The sequence below is a fragment of the Saccharibacter floricola DSM 15669 genome, assembly GCF_000378165.1.
Taxonomy (GTDB): Bacteria; Pseudomonadota; Alphaproteobacteria; order Acetobacterales; family Acetobacteraceae; genus Saccharibacter; species Saccharibacter floricola.
The window spans coordinates 167,402-182,813 of sequence record NZ_KB899334.1 but is presented as its reverse complement, the minus strand read 5'-3'; the positions used below and the strand labels follow the sequence as shown (position 1 = coordinate 182,813).

The following is a 15,412-nucleotide window of genomic DNA, read 5'->3' as shown; positions in this document are numbered from 1 at the left end:
GAGGAAGAAGACAGGTGTAAAGAGCAAGGCGGGGTGTTGTTAAAGCGCCAACCAAAGCCCAGATCCGATACCTGCGATGATGCAATAGATGCCGAAAGGCGTGAGAGCCTTATTGTCTTCTTCGTTAAAAAAGCGGAGCAATAGGCGAGAGCAAATAAGTGCTGTGAGACCTGCTATGACAGCACCGATAAGGGACTGTTCAATGATTGAAGTGCTGAGTGAAAGATGACGCATCTGCCACGTTTCTTTTGCCGTTGCTGCGAGAATAATGGGCTGTGCGAGGAGGAGTGAAAAACGCGTTGCAGCGAGGGCACTGAGACCGCGTGTTAGTCCCCCATTAATCGTGGCCCCTGAGCGAGAGAGGCCAGGGAGAAGAGCCAAACATTGCCAGCAACCAATGATAAAGGCATCTTTCAAGCTAAGTTGAGCAATATCACGAAGGGTGGGAGAGGATGTGCGCTTCAAACGCCATTCTGTTGCGAGGAGCAGCACACCATTCAGCGTTAGAAAACTCGCTACAGCGAGAGGCGTTGCAAAAATAGCGCGAAGATGATGCTCGAACAATCCACCAATGATAACGGCAGGAATGGTTGCAACGACGAGCCGAATACAGAGATGGAGCGCTTGTGTGCGTCCACGGGTGCCATCAAGGCCGCCAATCCCGCGTATAATCCCGACCCAGTCACTCCAAAAGACGTGTGCGAGCGCAACAAGCGTGCCGACATGGAGCATTGTCAGGAATGGGAGAAAAAATGGGCTATGTTGGTCAAGTGACCAATGAAGCAGGCTCGGTAAAAGAACAGCATGCCCAAGGCTACTGACAGGGAAGGGTTCGGTAATCCCTTGGGTAATGGCGAGAATAAGAGCCTGTAATAAAGTCATAGGGGTCGCATACTCCATCTTTGCTCATGCTATTATTGACGGGACATGGTAGGGTGTCAAAAGCTTGACCGTGTCAGATGATGGTTACTCTTCACGGAACGAAGCATCGTGTGAGATATTGAGTGTTAATGTGAGGGCCAAGAGAATGCGTAGCATGATCAAGGGACGTGGGGGAGCTTTCTTAGCAAGTGCTGCAGTGCTGTGCTTAGCTGGCGGTTTTTTGCTGTATGGAGCACGCCTATCGCAAGGGCCAGTTGGTGACTTAGCAACGTATCATGCGTCTTTTCCCTCAGCTAACGGCTTGGCTAAAGGGGCGGGGGTTGAGCTGGGCGGAGTGAGCGTTGGGCATGTTGAAGCGATTACGCTGAACTCAGAGCTTGCGATTGCGGATGTGCGCTTTGATGTTGAAAAATCCATCCGCCTGCCTTCAGATACAGCGGTGACCATCGGGGCCCCAACGATGTCGGGTGACAATGTTTTGAAAATTCTACCGGGGAAGAGTGCGTCTTTTTTGGCAGAGGGTAGCACGATCATAGATGCCCGGCCGTTGCTGTCGCTTGAACAGCAAATTAGCAATTATATTTTCAACGCCGGCAAGCTGTAAGGGTCGAAGGAGAGGGAAGCTCTCCTTCGATTTCTAAGGATCAATCATTCGTTGGATAGGAAGAGAGAAGGCGCCGTTGCTTGAGCCATGAAAACAGCATGGAGAAAGCCCCAGAGCTTTTCCAACCCTCTTTCTTCTTGGCGGCTCCAATGAGAAAGGTCTGACGATAATGGTAGAATTGCGTTCTATACGCTTCCCATAAAGTGGTGCGACGATCCCATATATGAATCGCCTCAGATCCAACCCCGTTAATTTCAATAATGGAAAATCCTTCTCCGCGACGTAATGCCTCAACAGAGGTGGCTTTGACGTCAATGCGGCCGAAGTGAAAATCCGGAATATCGGTCATGATCGCGTTAATGCGCTTCGTAAGGGCCTCTGTAATGTCATTGCGTCCATCGCGGAAGATAGAACCTTTGCAATGGTTCCCTGCGAAAACGAGCGGGAATTTTTCTCCTTTTGTGAGAACCGACCGCTCTTGCCCTTCAAGGCGTGGAAGATAAAGCTGAGGTACTTGGCTCATGCGTGGGTCTTGCATCACAAGTTCATGAAGCGTTGACGTACCATCGCCTATCAGGAGAGGGGCCTCTTTATACGTAAGGGACGTGATGCGGCCCTTTTCCTCATGCGGGTGGCGAATGTAGAAAATGCCAGCCTCAATCGGGGCTGTAATAAGCTCCTGAACCAACAGAGCCACACCTGTTGGGAAGAGTGGCAGCACATGTTCGAGCATGGCGCGGTCTGCGATAAGACGCACTCCCGTACCATTGCAGCCAATATCGGGCTTAACAACGACAGGAAATGTGGTGCCCATATCATCCATGGCATCAAGCACTTCTTGTAACGCTGTAGGGCCGTTATAAAAAACGCGATAAGGAGCGATGGCTTCCCGTGCGATAGGGCCGGCCATATCCAAGATAGAGCTTTTACTTTCCCCACACAGGCCGCCCGTTTCAATACGAGGGTTTGCGGCTGTAGCGACGCTGAGATCACGATAGCGCAGGCCCATGATGATCCAGTACAGGACAATAGGCGTGTAGAAGACCGATCCTGGCCAGAATTCGAACAGGGAGAGAGGGTTCTGTTCTTTGGTCTTATCGGTCATGAATCTACTGAACTCACACGTTGTATATGGGCAATAAAACGGCCCATGAGAACGATACATAAAACAAAGCCGATAATACCGGCCCAACGCCATCCGCCCTGATGGGCAAGAAGCCACCCTCCAATACGCAGCGACAGCGCAAACAGCAAGCTGGTCCAGACGAGCGTTGCTACAATGGCGGTTAAAGCAAAAGAAAGGAAAGGCGCCTTAAAGAAGCCACAGGCTGTGTACAAAGGAAGGCGTGCCCCAGGGACAAAACGAGAAATAGCAACGACTTTGATGATATTGCGCGAAAACCAGCGCTGGGCTTGTTTCTCACTAGGGAGGGTTAAAAAGCGTTTTAGAAATGGCCAATGAGCCCCACCGAGCCCGAGCAGGTAAAGCCCAAGGTCACCGAGGACAACACCAACATAAAGCGCACAAAGTGCTGCAAAAAGGTTGATTTGATGAGCTTGCGTTGCAATGGCTGAGAGAACCGTTGCGACATCTTCTAAAATGAAGGTACCAACAATGATGCTGAGTGCCTTTAACCAAAGAGGTTGAGATGCCAGAATAGGGCCAAGACGGATCATGAGAGAGACAATATTGTGAACATGGCCGGAGATTGTGCCATGTTGGGGAAGGTTCGACAATTACCGAAATGTTGAAAAGAACCCTATTTTGATTTTCTGAACATGTAACGAGATAAGCGTAGTTGGAGGGCTTTTAATGGAGCGGCGATATTTTCTGGGCGCTTTGGTGGGCAGTGTGGCGGCATCGCAGAGCGGCTGGGCACGTTCTATGACAGCCCATAAGGCTAAGAGTTATCAGGCTTTTTGTGCATCCGTTCGTCGTGATGCTTTAGAGCAGGGCGTGGCAAGCCAAATATTAGATGAGGCTTTTGCGTGTACAAGGCAGCCTAATCAAAAAGTCCTGAAAAGAGACCGACATCAGCCAGAATTTACGTTGAGCTGGAGCCAATATAGAGCGCGTGTTGTGCGCGATGAGCGGTGCCAGCAAGGGCAGCGTTTATACCAAGATATGCGCCAAAATATGGACAGTATTTGCCAGCGATTTGGGTGTAATTCAGCGGCTGTGATGGGAATATGGGGGCTGGAATCGGGTTTTGGTGCGAGCCAAGGGAGCTTCAACGTGATTGATGCCCTCGCGACGCTGGGCTTTGATGGACGGCGAGCGGCATTTTTCCGTCAAGAACTTATCAAAGCGTTGATTATTTTAGGTCAAGGGCAAATTGCCCCAGCGCGTATGCTGGGGAGCTATGCGGGGGCGATGGGGCAGGTTCAGTTTATGCCGAGCGCGTATCTACGCTTTGCTGCCGATGGTAATGGTGATGGACGTAAAGATATTTGGAATACGCAAGCGGATATTTTCGCCTCAGCAGCGAATTATCTTGCTAAAAGTGGGTGGGTGTTTGGAGAGCCTTGGGGCGAAGAAGTCACAGTTCCTCTAGGTGAAACCTTGAATGATGGGAGCAAAGGCGCGTCAACGTCACGGCATGCTCCCCAGCGTACGGTAGCGGACTGGGCCAGTGCGGGTGTGCGTGAGCTCAATGGTCGTGCTCTTGAGCCATCACAGCGTTTGGCTAAACTTGTGCAGCCTGATGGATCCGGTGGGCAAGCCTTTTTAGTGTATCGTAATTTTCGGGTGCTGCGTGCCTATAATCCGTCCGATTATTATGCCTTGGCGGTTGGCCTGCTTGGGGATCGCTGTACGGTCTAAGGAACGATCTAGACCGTAGGGGGACGGGGCGTTAGTAAAAGAAAGAACAACATCACGATGGGAACGGCTGTTATAGTGCGTTCGGTCAAGATAGATGCGGGGATAAGCGTGCAGACAAGACGTTCTCTTATGAGTGGAATAGCTGGCATCTCGGCCGTGTCAGTCCTTTCAGGGTGGTCATTAGGGGAGGCCTCGGCTGCGGCTCGTGCGAAAGCGCATCCTCAAAAAGGCTCAAAGTCTGCGCATGCAGAGAGTGCCGAAGCGCCCGCAGAAGGTGTTGCGACGACGCCCGCAGGTCCCTTTATGACCTCTGCACGCTGGGCGTACGTTCTCAACAGCACGACCGGTACCGTGTTGCTCGAAAAAGACGCAGACCAGAGAATGCCGCCATCATCGCTGACGAAGATGATGACGGCTTATGTTGTTTTTGCCTTTTTAGCCTCTGGTCGTATTCAGCTTGATCAGCATTTCCCCGTGAGTGACAAAGCGTGGCGTATGCAGGGGTCAAAAATGTTTGTCCCCCATGGTGAAAATGTGTCCGTGCGTGAGCTGATTCAGGGAATGCTCATTCAGTCTGGGAATGATGCCTGTATCGTTCTGGCAGAAGGGATTGCTGGCTCAGAAGCGCGCTTTGTTGAGATGATGAACCAGGAAGCTGGGCGTCTGGGTTTAACAGGGTCGCATTTTATGAATGTGACAGGCTGGCCAGACGATAATCACTACATGACGGCACGTGATGTTGGGCGCGTTGCTCAGCATCTTATCCGTGATTTCCCGCAATATTATCCATTTTTTGGGGAAAAAGAATTTACCTTTAACCATATCCGCCAAGGTAATCGGAATGTGTTGGTGGATAAGGGGCTCGCAGATGGACTAAAAACAGGTCACACGGACGCAGGTGGGTTCGGGTTATGTGCGAGTTCATTGCGCAATGGTACTCGGGTGATTGTGGTTTTGAATGGCACGCCATCGTCCAATGAGCGGGCACATGAAGGCGAGCGCCTCATGTCGTGGGCTTTTGAGACTTTTGAAACGGTGACTTTTGTTAAGAAAGGTCAGGTTCTGGAGGCACGCGCACCTGTCTGGATGGGGCAAGAGCGCACTGTTCCTCTGATCGCCCCCTCGGATGTGAGTATGACGATCCCAGTTGGATGGCGCCAGCATGTGCAGATTAGTGTTGATTATCCATCGCCTATACAAGCGCCTGTAAGAGCTGGGCGGGAATGGGGGCGTGTGACGATGACTGTTCCAGGGCATTTCACACAGACACAGCCCCTTCTTGTGGGACAATCGGTAGAAGCTTTAGGGCTTGTTGGGCGTGCACTATCTCGGTTGGGTTATGGTTCTTCACACTAAAAACGGTTTCTTTATTTCTCTAGAAGGGGGCGAAGGGGCTGGGAAATCCACCCAACTTCGTCATCTTTCTGAGGCATTGAAGGCAGATGGATTGTCTGTCTGCCAGACGCGAGAGCCAGGCGGTACACCCGGGGCTGAAGCATTGCGGCGGCAGCTCCTTTTTGGTGAAGAAGCCTTGTCTTGGAAGGCCGAGGTTATGACGCATATGGCGGCGCGCTGTGACCATCTGGATCATCAAATTCTTCCCGCGTTGGCGGCTGGTCATGTGGTAGTGTGTGATCGTTTCCACGACTCGACATGGGCTTATCAAGGATATGGCATTGGCTGCGGAGAGGCGGATAAGCTCTCTTTCATTCGCTCACTTCGTCAGCTTGTCGGACATGAGCCAGATCTGACGTTCTGGCTTGATGTGCCTTTGGAGGTTGCACAACACAGGGTGGCCCAACGCCAAGGCCCAACAGATCGTTATGAAGGACAGGCCGAAGCATTCCACCAGCGCGTGCGTGAGGGGTTTTCTCAAGCCTATCAGCAGCAAACAGACCGAATGATTCGCGTTGATGCTGCACGTTCTGAGGAAGAGGTGCATCATGCTCTTTATGAGCTCGTGAAAGAGCGTTTAAGCGCGCGTGGCCTTTTATGACGATGCCGTCTCCTCGGCACACAGAAGAGCTTTTTGGTCATCATGAGGCTGAGCAGTGTTTTCTGAATGCGTTTCAAACGGAACGTCTTCATCACGCTTGGCTTATTTCTGGCCCTGCGGGAATCGGGAAAGCGACGCTCGCTTTCCGGCTGGCACGCCATCTCCTCAAGGGGGATGACCCTATGAGCCCAACGGGGCGGCGTGTCCGGGCGGGAACGCACGGTGATTTGTTGGAAATTTCACGTCAGATAGACCCACGTAAAGGGCGGCTACGTGGGGAAATCACTGTGTCCGATGTGCAGCCTATCCAAAACTTCCTCCATCACACCGCAACAGAGGGCGGCTGGCGTGTTGTGATTGTTGATGGAGTAGAGTTTCTTAATCGTTTTGCCGCCAATGCGCTTTTGAAAATTTTAGAAGAACCACCCGCCCAAACCGTGCTGCTGCTGACAACGACGGCCCCTGGGGCCTTGTTGCCGACATTGCGTAGCCGGTGCCGCCGCCTTGCGCTTTCTCCATTGTCAGATGACGCTATGCGCGCTGTACTGCCTCATGTCTCGATGGATGTGATTAAACGCGCGCATGGTTCACCAGGGCGGGCACTCTTTTTGGCACGCGATAAAGATGGGCGTATTGCTGCCTTGGCGCAGCAGGCCTTGGAAGGTCAGCCAATGGAAAGCGCTTTATGGCAAGAGATTGGCCAGCTTGCTCGTGAGGCAGACGGTTTCGCTTTGTTGTGTGATTTGTTAGGTGAAGGTATCGCACAACGCGCAAGACACGCCGCACAACATGGCGATCTTGCTGGGGCTGCGCGCTTTGCTGAGAAAAAAAGTGCTCTTGAGACCCTGCGTTCTCAAACAGAATCCTTTAGTCTAGACAAAGGGCAGGCGATGAGGCAGGCCTTTGACATGGTTTCCAGCCTGGAGGCCTCTCGTCCTTTATAAATGTAAGATTAAATGCAGGATAATGACATGACCCGGCGCTTCACCATCACAACTCCCATTTTCTATGTGAATGGCGCACCGCATATCGGTCATGCCTACACATCCATCGCGTGCGATGTGATCGCGCGTTTCCATCGCCTGATGGGAAATGATGTTCTATTTGTAAGCGGGACGGACGAGCACGGACAGAAAGTAGAGCAGAGCGCTCTTGCCCAAGGGGTGCCACCGCAAGAATTTGCCGATCGTGTTTCTGCGCAATTCCGTCAAATGCAGCGTGAGATGAACATTACCGCTGATGATTTTGTGCGCACGACCGAAAAACGTCATAAAAAGTCCGCACGGGCTTTGTGGGAAAAGGTTGCTGAAAACGGCCATATTTACCTTGATGCGTATGAGGGATGGTACTCGACACGTGATGAAGCTTTTATTGGGGAAGATGAAATAACCGTTCATCCTGATGGAAGCCGGACAGCCCCTTCAGGAGCGCCCGTGGAACGTGTGCGGGAGCCTTCTTACTTCTTCCGTTTGACAGACTTTCAGGATCGTTTGCTAAAGTTTTACGAAGAGAATCCTGACTTTATCGGTCCTGCTGGCCCAAAGCGTGAAATTGAGAGCTTTGTGAAGCAAGGGCTTCGTGACTTGTCGATCAGTCGCACAAGCTTCCGTTGGGGGATTGAGGTACCGGGCGACCCTGACCATGTCATGTATGTCTGGTTTGATGCTTTGGCAAACTATCTGACAGCAGCTGGTTATCCTGATTTAAACAGTGAGAAATGGGCGTATTGGCCAGCTGATGTGCATGTTGTGGGTAAAGAGATTATTCGTTTCCATTGCATTTACTGGCCTGCTTTCTTGATGGCCGCCAATTTGCCGCTGCCAAAGCGTGTGTTTGCCCATGGCTGGTGGACGGTTGAAGGCGAGAAGATGAGCAAATCTTTGGGAAATGTGTTGGATCCTAAAGCGCTCTCCGATGAGTTTGGACTGGATCAGTTGCGTTTCTTCTTGATGCGTGAAGTGCCTTTTGGAGGCGATTCCAACTTTAGCCGTCGCTCTATGATCACGCGCATGAATGTCGAACTGGCGAATGATCTTGGCAATTTAGCGCAACGCACCTTAAGCCAAGTGGCACGCAATTTTGACGGTATTTTACCAGAGCGTGGGGCTTTAACGCAGGAAGATCAAGCTATCTTGGCACAAGCGGAATTGCTGCCGAGCATTGTTTCAGATTACATTGAACGTTTAGCGATTAGCGATGCGTTAGAAGACATTTGGAAACTTATTCGTGCTGCGAATGCTTATATCGACCGGCAAGCACCATGGGTTCTGAAAAAGACCGATAAAGCGCGTATGGCTGATGTTTTGCGTGTTTTGGTGGATGTTATCCGCACGGTGGCAACGCTTCTTCAGCCTTATATGCCGGACACGATGGATAAGATGCTCGATCAACTTGGTGTACAGGCTGATGAGCGTACGATTGACGCGCTGAAAACACCAACACCGGGTGGTCGTCAATTGCCGAAACCACAAGGTTTATTTCCGCGCTTTGTTGAGGAAGGGTAAAATATGAGTGGTTTGATTGATACCCACTGTCACCTTGATAAGCTCGACGCACTTGAGGATGCTTTATTGTTTGCCCGTGAGAACGGGATAGAGGGGATGGTAACCATTGGCACGCGCTGGTCTCGTCGTCATGAGCAAAATGACCTCGTTCAGCGTGATACGCCTGAACTGCGTATTTGGGGGGCTATCGGTACACATCCTGATTATGCGCATGAAGAGCGTCTTCCTGAGTTGGATGAAATGGTTGAGGCCTTGTCTGCACCGGGTATTGTGGCGGTTGGTGAAGCAGGGCTGGATTATTTCCACGGAACTGAGGAAGTGCGCCCCGCGCAGCAAGCGACCTTCAGGCGGCATATTGAAGCGGCGCGCGCTACAGGTTTACCACTTGTGATCCATGCACGTCAGGCTGATAATGATGTTGCTGCGATCCTGCGTGATGAACATGCTAAAGGGGCGTTTCCATTTCTGCTTCATTGCTTCGCATCAGGGAAAGCTTTGGCTGAAACCGCGCTAGAATTAGGCGGGTATATCAGTTTTTCTGGTCTGCTGACCTTTCCTAAATGCGATGAAATTCGCGCTGTAGCGAAAATGGTGCCTAAGGAGCGGATGTTGGTTGAAACGGACAGCCCGTTCTTGGCGCCTGTTCCCAAGCGTGGAAAACCTAATATGCCAGGATACGTCCTCCATACAGCGACGCGCCTAGCGCAAGAACGCGAAGTGACGTTGGATGAGGTTATTGCTCAGACAACGGAAAATGCGTATCGGCTCTTTGCAAAGGCATCTTCATGAAAATCACAATCCTCGGCTGTGGTGGTTCTGCGGGAATTCCCATGATCGGAGGGAATGAAGGCGAGGGGCCTGCGGGTATTTGGGGACAATGCGACCCCATGCATCCGCGTAATCGGCGAACGCGTTCATCAATTGTGATTGAGCATGAGGGGTTCCGGCTCCTCGTTGATAGCGGGCCGGATTTCCGCCATCAAATGTTAGCGGCTGATCTTAGTCATGTGGATGCTGTACTTTATACTCATGCACATAGCGACCATATCGCTGGGCTTGATGAGCTGAGGGCCGTGAATCGTGTGATTGGCCGGCCTCTTCCACTACTTGCCACTGAGGAAACATTAGCAGAACTCAGAGCGCGCTTTGATTATGTGTTCCAGCCATGGAAGGGCGGATCTTTTTACCGCGCCGCTTTTGAGGTGCAAGCTATTGAGCCCGGATCTCCTTTTTCTGTGGGGTCTTTAAATGGCCTTGGGATTGCGCAAAATCATGGCTTTATGGCTAGTCTTGGCGTCCGCTTTGGAAAGGTGGCTTATTGTACGGATGTTGAGAGTTTCCCCGAGCCTGGATTGGATGTGCTCAAAGGACTGGATGTATGGATTGTCGGCTGCCTTCAGGAAAAACCTCACCCATCCCATGCGTGGCTTGAGCGTGTGCTGGAGTGGCGTGATATCATCCAACCAAAGCATACAATTTTGACACATATGGGGCCTGATATGGATTACCCTACCTTACGGGAAACGCTTCCTAATGGCGTGGAACCGGCATGGGATGGAATGATCATTGACTAATGGGGGAGATATATGATGAGCGAACCGTCTTTTGAAACACTAGAAGAGTTTAAAGATTGGCTTATCTCGCCTGAGGGGCCGGGTGTCCTATCAGCTGTGCCTGTAAAAGCACCGATGGTTTTTGTTGATGGGGCAGCTGCGGTTACTATTTACCGGCGAGGCTGCTTTCAAGCTGAACTTTTTTATGGCAGCCATAAGAAGGCTTACACCATTACGCCGTCCGAGCAAGCCGAGCTGGCTTCGGTATTCGTGGGTGGAGAAGTCTCTATTGATGTGAAAGAAGGTGGAAGAGGAGGAATTTCAGAGGAAGAAAGTCTTCAGCAATTGGAAGAAGATGAAAACCCCTTTGAAGCTCCTAGTCCGTCCCGAGGGCTGTACATATCGTATTTAGCAGGTAACCCCGTTTCTTTCTCTTTTGGTAATAATGGTGGTGTGTTTCTCGTGTTGACGAAACAGCTTGAGGGAACACCAGTCTCCTGTTTGAAGAATGTGGAAATAGCAGATATTTCTGCTGACTAACGACTAGATGAGATATTGTTTGAAGAGGTGTGATTGACATTTGCACCTCTTCAAAATACCCAGCTGATCAATCAGCTGGATAAGTGTGTGGGTAGATGACCTTGTTCTCAGGGCCTGGTGGTGTCGGGGCCCCTTTGCGTCCACATGCACTTAGGCCGAGGCATGTTATGCAGAGCGCTAGCACAGCCAGTGCCTTTATTCTGCGTTGATTGAAGATTGCAAAAGACATCATGAGAGCGTTCCTTATTTGGAAAGACGTTCTAGCCAAGCTTCCGCCTGTTTCTTGACATTAGCAGGGGCTGTGCCGCCTATGCTTGTACGAGAGGCGAGAGAGGCGTCAACGGTGAGTACATCATAAACAGATGCGTTAATGTTGGGCTCAACGGATGTCATTTCTTCAAGTGAGAGATCAGCAAGATCGCACGTCTTTTGTTCAGCCATGCTGACGAGCCGCCCGGTCACGTGGTGAGCTGTTCGGAAAGGAAGGCGTAGCTCACGCACGAGCCAATCAGCAAGGTCGGTCGCCGTGGAGAAACCTGCTCCGGCCAATTCGCGCATCCGTTCTTTGTTAGGTTTCAGATCGCGGATCATCCCGTCCATAGCAGCGAGAGAAAGCGTAATGGCTGTTGTTGCGTCAAAGACAGGCTCTTTGTCCTCTTGTGTGTCCTTCGCGTAAGCGAGGGGGAGGCCCTTCATAACGGTGAGCAGCCCTACGAGGTCTCCGGTGATACGGCCCACTTTAGCACGCACCAACTCAGCGGCATCGGGGTTACGCTTTTGCGGCATGATGGAGGAGCCCGTTGTAAAAGCGTCGGAGAGATGGACAAAGTTAAAGGCTGCAGAAGCCCATTGCACAATCTCTTCTGAAAGACGGGAGAGATGCATGGCCTCCATCGATAGAACAGAGAGGTATTCCAGAGCAAAGTCACGGTCAGACACAGCATCAAGAGAATTTGCTGTGGGGCGGTCAAAGCCAAGCTCTTGAGCGGTCATGGAACGATCAATGGGGAATGATGTACCAGCAAGGGCGGCAGACCCAAGAGGGCATTCATTGAGGCGTGCGCGAGCATCGCTTAACCGTGATGCATCGCGACTGAGCATTTCGACATAAGCCAGCAGATGATGGCCAAAGGTGACAGGCTGAGCGACTTGAAGATGGGTAAAGCCTGGCATAGGCACGTCGTGATAACGCAATGCCTGAGTTGCGAGACCGGCCATGAGCGCTTCTGTTTGCTTTAAAACGCCATCAATCGAATCCCGTACCCATAGGCGGAAATCCGTTGCAATCTGGTCGTTGCGGGAGCGCGCTGTATGCAGACGTTTTCCTGCTTCTCCAATTCGCTCAGACAGGCGTGATTCGATATTCATATGAATATCTTCAAGAGCTGGAGAAAAATCAAAGCGCCCTTCTTCAATATCCCGTGCAATATCAGCAAGGCCACGGCGGATGTCGTTTTCTTCTTCCTCCGTTAGGAGGCCAACCTTGCGGAGCATAGCGGCGTGTGCAAGTGATCCACGGATATCTTGACGCCATAAAATATGGTCAAATCCAACAGAGGCATTAATCTCTTCCATAATCGCAGCGGGGCCGCTTGCGAAGCGCCCACCCCATTGTGGGTTGGCTGCGTCAGAAGATGATGACGTGTGTTGTTCTGTATTTCCGGGAGTAAGCTGTGTCATGATGGCCGTTATGTTGACATTCTGGAAGAAAAAAAGACGGTGGGTCCGTACTATTAGTGCCGCAATCCTAGCGACCGGGGCCGTGTTACACAATTGCGCAACGGCTGAAGAGATGCAGAAACTTCAGGAATTGACAGTACAGGCGCCTCTTTCTGCTCCTTTTACGTTAAAGTTGCAGGGCCCCGACCATACTCAGCGCTTAACGCCAAGCGGGAAGCCGTATATATTGCATTTATGGGCAACATGGTGCGGCCCATGCCGTTTAGAGCTACCGAAACTGTCTCATTTTATACAAGCGCATCCAGACCTCCCGATTGTGCCGGTTGCTGTAGAGAGTGGGGCACCGGAGCGGGTTGCTGCTTTTACACAACGTCTTTCTCTGCAAGGCCTTCCCATTTGGGTGGGGGAGCAATCGGCCATTCAATCGGCACTTTCCCACCTGAAGGATACAGGGCTGCCCATGACAGTTCTTGTTGATAGCCAAGGACGCATTCGTGCGGTTTCAGATGGTGGGATTGCGTGGGATGCCCCCGATTCTCAGCAGAGTCTTCAACAGCTTTTACGTGAGGCGAAATGACAGAGCCTTCTTTCTTAAGCACTCATGACCCGGCCCCTTATCATGTGTGGCCAGCACGCCAACGCTCGCCGTTTTTACTCGTCAGTGATCATGCAGGGCGTCAGGTTCCCCAACGACTAGGGGATATGGGATTGTCGGATGAGCAGTGGGAGCGCCATATTGCTTATGACATTGGTATTCGTGAGGTTGGATACGGACTGCGGGATCGTCTGGGATGTGCGCTGATCGAACAGGTGTATTCACGTTTGGTTATCGACTGTAACCGCGCTGCTGGGCATGCCACCTCTATCCCTGCTATCAGTGATGAAACTCTGATTCCCGCTAATAACTCTTTATCGGCTCATGAGAGAGAAGCGCGAGAAGAGGCTATCTTGCACGCTTATCATGACCAGATTGATCGTTTGTTAGACCAGCAAGGGGAAGAAGAAACAGTTTTTGTCTCTTTGCATAGTTTTACACCGCATATGAAAGGGCCAGAGGCCGAGCAGCGGCCATGGCATGTCGGACTATTACACGATCATGACCCCAAAAGTGCTCAGATCATGCGCCAGCTCTTAGAAGAGGAAGGTGGGCTATGCGTAGGGGACAATCAGCCTTACGTGCTTAATCCTTTAAACGAATATACGGTGCCTCATCATGGCGCGACGCGGCAATTGCCGGCGCTGGAAATTGAAATTCGACAAGACCAGATCGCTCATAAAGAAGGACAAGAGCAGTGGATTGAGCGTCTTGCCCGCTTGTTGCCGCGTTTTTGGGATAGACGAAAAGGACAAAGCACATGATTAATGGGGAAACACGTCTGGCCGGTGTGATTGGCTGGCCGGTGAGTCATTCACGCTCTCCGCTGCTGCATAATTATTGGTGCCGCACCTATCAGGTTAATGGCGCCTATGTACCACTTCCAGTGCCGCCCAAACAGCTTAAAACAGCCGTTCATGGGCTTGTTGCGGCGGGCTTTCGTGGGGCAAATGTGACGATTCCTCATAAAGAGGCGGTCTTCCATGTGTGTGATCGTCTCACAACTGTGGCGCGACGAGCTGGTGCGGTGAATACCTTATCCTTCGACCAAGGAGAGATTGTTGGGGACTGCACAGATGGCGTTGGCTTTTGCGATAATCTTGCCGCTCATGGTGTGAGTGTCATGGGAAAAGTCTTGATCCTTGGAGCGGGAGGTGCGGCGCGTGCGGTTGCGGCGTCTTTGCTGGATCATGGCTGTGATGTTCTTATTACAAACCGTTCTCTTGAGCGAGCACGTGCCCTTGTGAATGCGTTAGGCGCTGGCGAGGTCATTGCGTGGGAAGAGTGGCCTGAACAGCTCGCAGGGGCTTCAATACTCGTTAATGCAACATCACTGGGGATGAACGGGCAGCCAGACTTCGATTGGAATGCGGCTCTTGCCGATGGCCATGAGGGGCTTCGTGTTGCTGATATTGTCTATACACCCCGTCAAACGCCTTTACTTAAAGCGGCTCAAAAGCGTGGATGGCAAACTGTCGATGGTCTGGGCATGCTTATCTATCAAGCGCGTGCTGGGTTTGAGCGTTGGTTTGGTGTGCTACCTGACGTGGATAAAACGGTCTTCGATTTGCTTGCGCATGATTTAAACCTAGAAATAATAGAGTAAATCTATGCTGGTTTTGGGCCTGACAGGCGGGATGGCGGCGGGAAAGAGCACAGCTTCTGATCTTTTTCAGCGTGCTGGCGTCCCAGTTTTTGATGCAGATGCCTGTGTTAAGGCGCTGCAAAGGCCGCATGGCCGCGCTATTGCGGCTCTTGCACAGGCTTTCCCTGATATTGTGCATGATGGTGTCCTTCATCGTGGGAAACTGCGTGAGTTAGTCGCGCGAGATGAGAACGTGCTCCCTGTCCTTGAAGGGATTATGCACCCTCTTGTCAGGCAGGAGCGCCAGACTTTTTTGCACATTTGTCGCCAGCAAAACGTGCGTTTCTGTGTGTTGGATATTCCATTATTGTGGGAAACGGGGGCCGATAAAGAATGTGACCTTGTCGTTCTGGTTCACGCACCGCTCTCTGTTAGGCTCGCGCGTATTCGCAAGCGTTCTCGTGAAGGGGGGCGGATGAGCGAGGCTGAAGCGCGGCTGCTGATTGCACGGCAAATGTCTGACCATGAACGGAAGAAACGTGCTGATATTGTGCTACAAACAGGGTTGTCGCGCGGGCATCTAGCGCGGCAGATTCATGCGCTGATCCATCGCCTTGAAACAGGCGAGCTCTCATCAATGTGAGGAAAC

18 protein-coding genes are annotated in these 15,412 nt (G+C 51.5%); 13 read left to right on the top strand and 5 right to left on the bottom strand.

Annotated features, from left to right (window positions below):
* Positions 1-39: 39 nt before the first annotated feature.
* The gene (locus F457_RS0102720; protein WP_026294122.1) at positions 40-882 is read right to left on the bottom strand and encodes an undecaprenyl-diphosphate phosphatase; all 843 of its coding nucleotides are present in this window, start codon (positions 880-882) and stop codon (positions 40-42) included.
* Positions 883-1,027: 145 nt separating this feature from the next.
* Between F457_RS0102720 and F457_RS0102715 the strand changes: the two genes are divergently transcribed.
* Positions 1,028-1,486 carry an MlaD family protein gene (locus F457_RS0102715; RefSeq protein ID WP_018979599.1) on the top strand — a complete coding sequence of 153 codons (459 nt, stop codon included), beginning with the start codon at positions 1,028-1,030 and terminating at the stop codon, positions 1,484-1,486.
* Between the two features lie 40 nt (positions 1,487-1,526).
* Here F457_RS0102715 and F457_RS0102710 read toward each other — a convergent pair whose 3' ends face one another.
* On the bottom strand, positions 1,527-2,591 hold the full coding sequence (locus F457_RS0102710) for an ATP-grasp domain-containing protein (protein WP_018979598.1): 1,065 nt from the start codon (positions 2,589-2,591) through the stop codon (positions 1,527-1,529).
* Entirely contained in the window at positions 2,588-3,163 is a 576-nt protein-coding gene (locus tag F457_RS0102705; RefSeq protein ID WP_026294120.1) for a DedA family protein, read from the bottom strand. The genes F457_RS0102710 and F457_RS0102705 overlap by 4 nt, the downstream gene beginning before the upstream one ends.
* Positions 3,164-3,299: 136 nt before the next feature.
* On the opposite strand from F457_RS0102705, the gene F457_RS0102700 reads away from it, so the two are divergent.
* The 8 genes from F457_RS0102700 to F457_RS0102665 all read left to right on the top strand — a co-directional run bounded on the left by F457_RS0102700 (position 3,300) and on the right by F457_RS0102665 (position 10,903).
* Positions 3,300-4,310 carry a lytic murein transglycosylase gene (locus F457_RS0102700; protein WP_018979596.1) on the top strand — a complete coding sequence of 337 codons (1,011 nt, stop codon included), beginning with the start codon at positions 3,300-3,302 and terminating at the stop codon, positions 4,308-4,310.
* 129 nt (positions 4,311-4,439) lie between these two features.
* Positions 4,440-5,666 carry a D-alanyl-D-alanine carboxypeptidase family protein gene (locus F457_RS0102695; protein ID WP_018979595.1) on the top strand — a complete coding sequence of 409 codons (1,227 nt, stop codon included), beginning with the start codon at positions 4,440-4,442 and terminating at the stop codon, positions 5,664-5,666.
* Positions 5,650-6,306: a dTMP kinase gene (gene tmk / locus F457_RS0102690; protein WP_018979594.1), complete on the top strand. Its 657-nt coding sequence runs from the start codon at positions 5,650-5,652 to the stop codon at positions 6,304-6,306. The genes F457_RS0102695 and tmk overlap by 17 nt, the downstream gene beginning before the upstream one ends.
* Positions 6,307-6,308: 2 nt before the next feature.
* Positions 6,309-7,250 (top strand): DNA polymerase III subunit delta', encoded by a 942-nt coding sequence (locus tag F457_RS0102685; protein WP_026294118.1) that lies wholly within the window; start codon positions 6,309-6,311, stop codon positions 7,248-7,250.
* Between the two features lie 27 nt (positions 7,251-7,277).
* Positions 7,278-8,810: a methionine--tRNA ligase gene (gene metG / locus F457_RS0102680; protein ID WP_018979592.1), complete on the top strand. Its 1,533-nt coding sequence runs from the start codon at positions 7,278-7,280 to the stop codon at positions 8,808-8,810.
* A gap of 3 nt (positions 8,811-8,813) precedes the next feature.
* Positions 8,814-9,599, top strand: a complete 786-nt coding sequence (locus F457_RS0102675; protein WP_018979591.1) for a TatD family hydrolase — start codon at positions 8,814-8,816, stop codon at positions 9,597-9,599.
* Complete coding sequence (locus F457_RS0102670) at positions 9,596-10,384, top strand: MBL fold metallo-hydrolase (protein WP_018979590.1); 789 nt, start codon at positions 9,596-9,598, stop codon at positions 10,382-10,384. Before F457_RS0102675 ends, F457_RS0102670 begins: the two co-directional genes overlap by 4 nt.
* A 15-nt stretch (positions 10,385-10,399) precedes the next feature.
* The gene (locus F457_RS0102665; RefSeq protein WP_156809324.1) at positions 10,400-10,903 is read left to right on the top strand and encodes a hypothetical protein; all 504 of its coding nucleotides are present in this window, start codon (positions 10,400-10,402) and stop codon (positions 10,901-10,903) included.
* Between the two features lie 67 nt (positions 10,904-10,970).
* Here the strand turns inward: F457_RS0102665 and lptM are convergent, their stop codons facing one another.
* The gene (lptM, locus tag F457_RS14185; protein ID WP_245539098.1) at positions 10,971-11,132 is read right to left on the bottom strand and encodes an LPS translocon maturation chaperone LptM; all 162 of its coding nucleotides are present in this window, start codon (positions 11,130-11,132) and stop codon (positions 10,971-10,973) included.
* Between the two features lie 14 nt (positions 11,133-11,146).
* A complete protein-coding gene (gene argH, locus F457_RS0102660) occupies positions 11,147-12,583 on the bottom strand; it encodes an argininosuccinate lyase (RefSeq protein WP_018979588.1) in 1,437 nt (478 codons plus the stop codon).
* Between argH and F457_RS11985 the strand changes: the two genes are divergently transcribed.
* The 4 genes from F457_RS11985 to coaE are packed head-to-tail and all read left to right on the top strand — an operon-like array spanning position 12,582 to position 15,406.
* Complete coding sequence (locus F457_RS11985) at positions 12,582-13,160, top strand: TlpA disulfide reductase family protein (RefSeq protein WP_083912691.1); 579 nt, start codon at positions 12,582-12,584, stop codon at positions 13,158-13,160. The genes argH and F457_RS11985 overlap by 2 nt on opposite strands.
* Positions 13,157-13,942 (top strand): N-formylglutamate amidohydrolase, encoded by a 786-nt coding sequence (locus F457_RS0102650; protein ID WP_018979586.1) that lies wholly within the window; start codon positions 13,157-13,159, stop codon positions 13,940-13,942. Before F457_RS11985 ends, F457_RS0102650 begins: the two co-directional genes overlap by 4 nt.
* Positions 13,939-14,784: a shikimate dehydrogenase gene (locus F457_RS0102645; protein WP_018979585.1), complete on the top strand. Its 846-nt coding sequence runs from the start codon at positions 13,939-13,941 to the stop codon at positions 14,782-14,784. Before F457_RS0102650 ends, F457_RS0102645 begins: the two co-directional genes overlap by 4 nt.
* Before the next feature lie 4 nt (positions 14,785-14,788).
* The gene (gene coaE / locus F457_RS0102640) at positions 14,789-15,406 is read left to right on the top strand and encodes a dephospho-CoA kinase (protein WP_018979584.1); all 618 of its coding nucleotides are present in this window, start codon (positions 14,789-14,791) and stop codon (positions 15,404-15,406) included.
* Positions 15,407-15,412 lie beyond the last annotated feature (6 nt).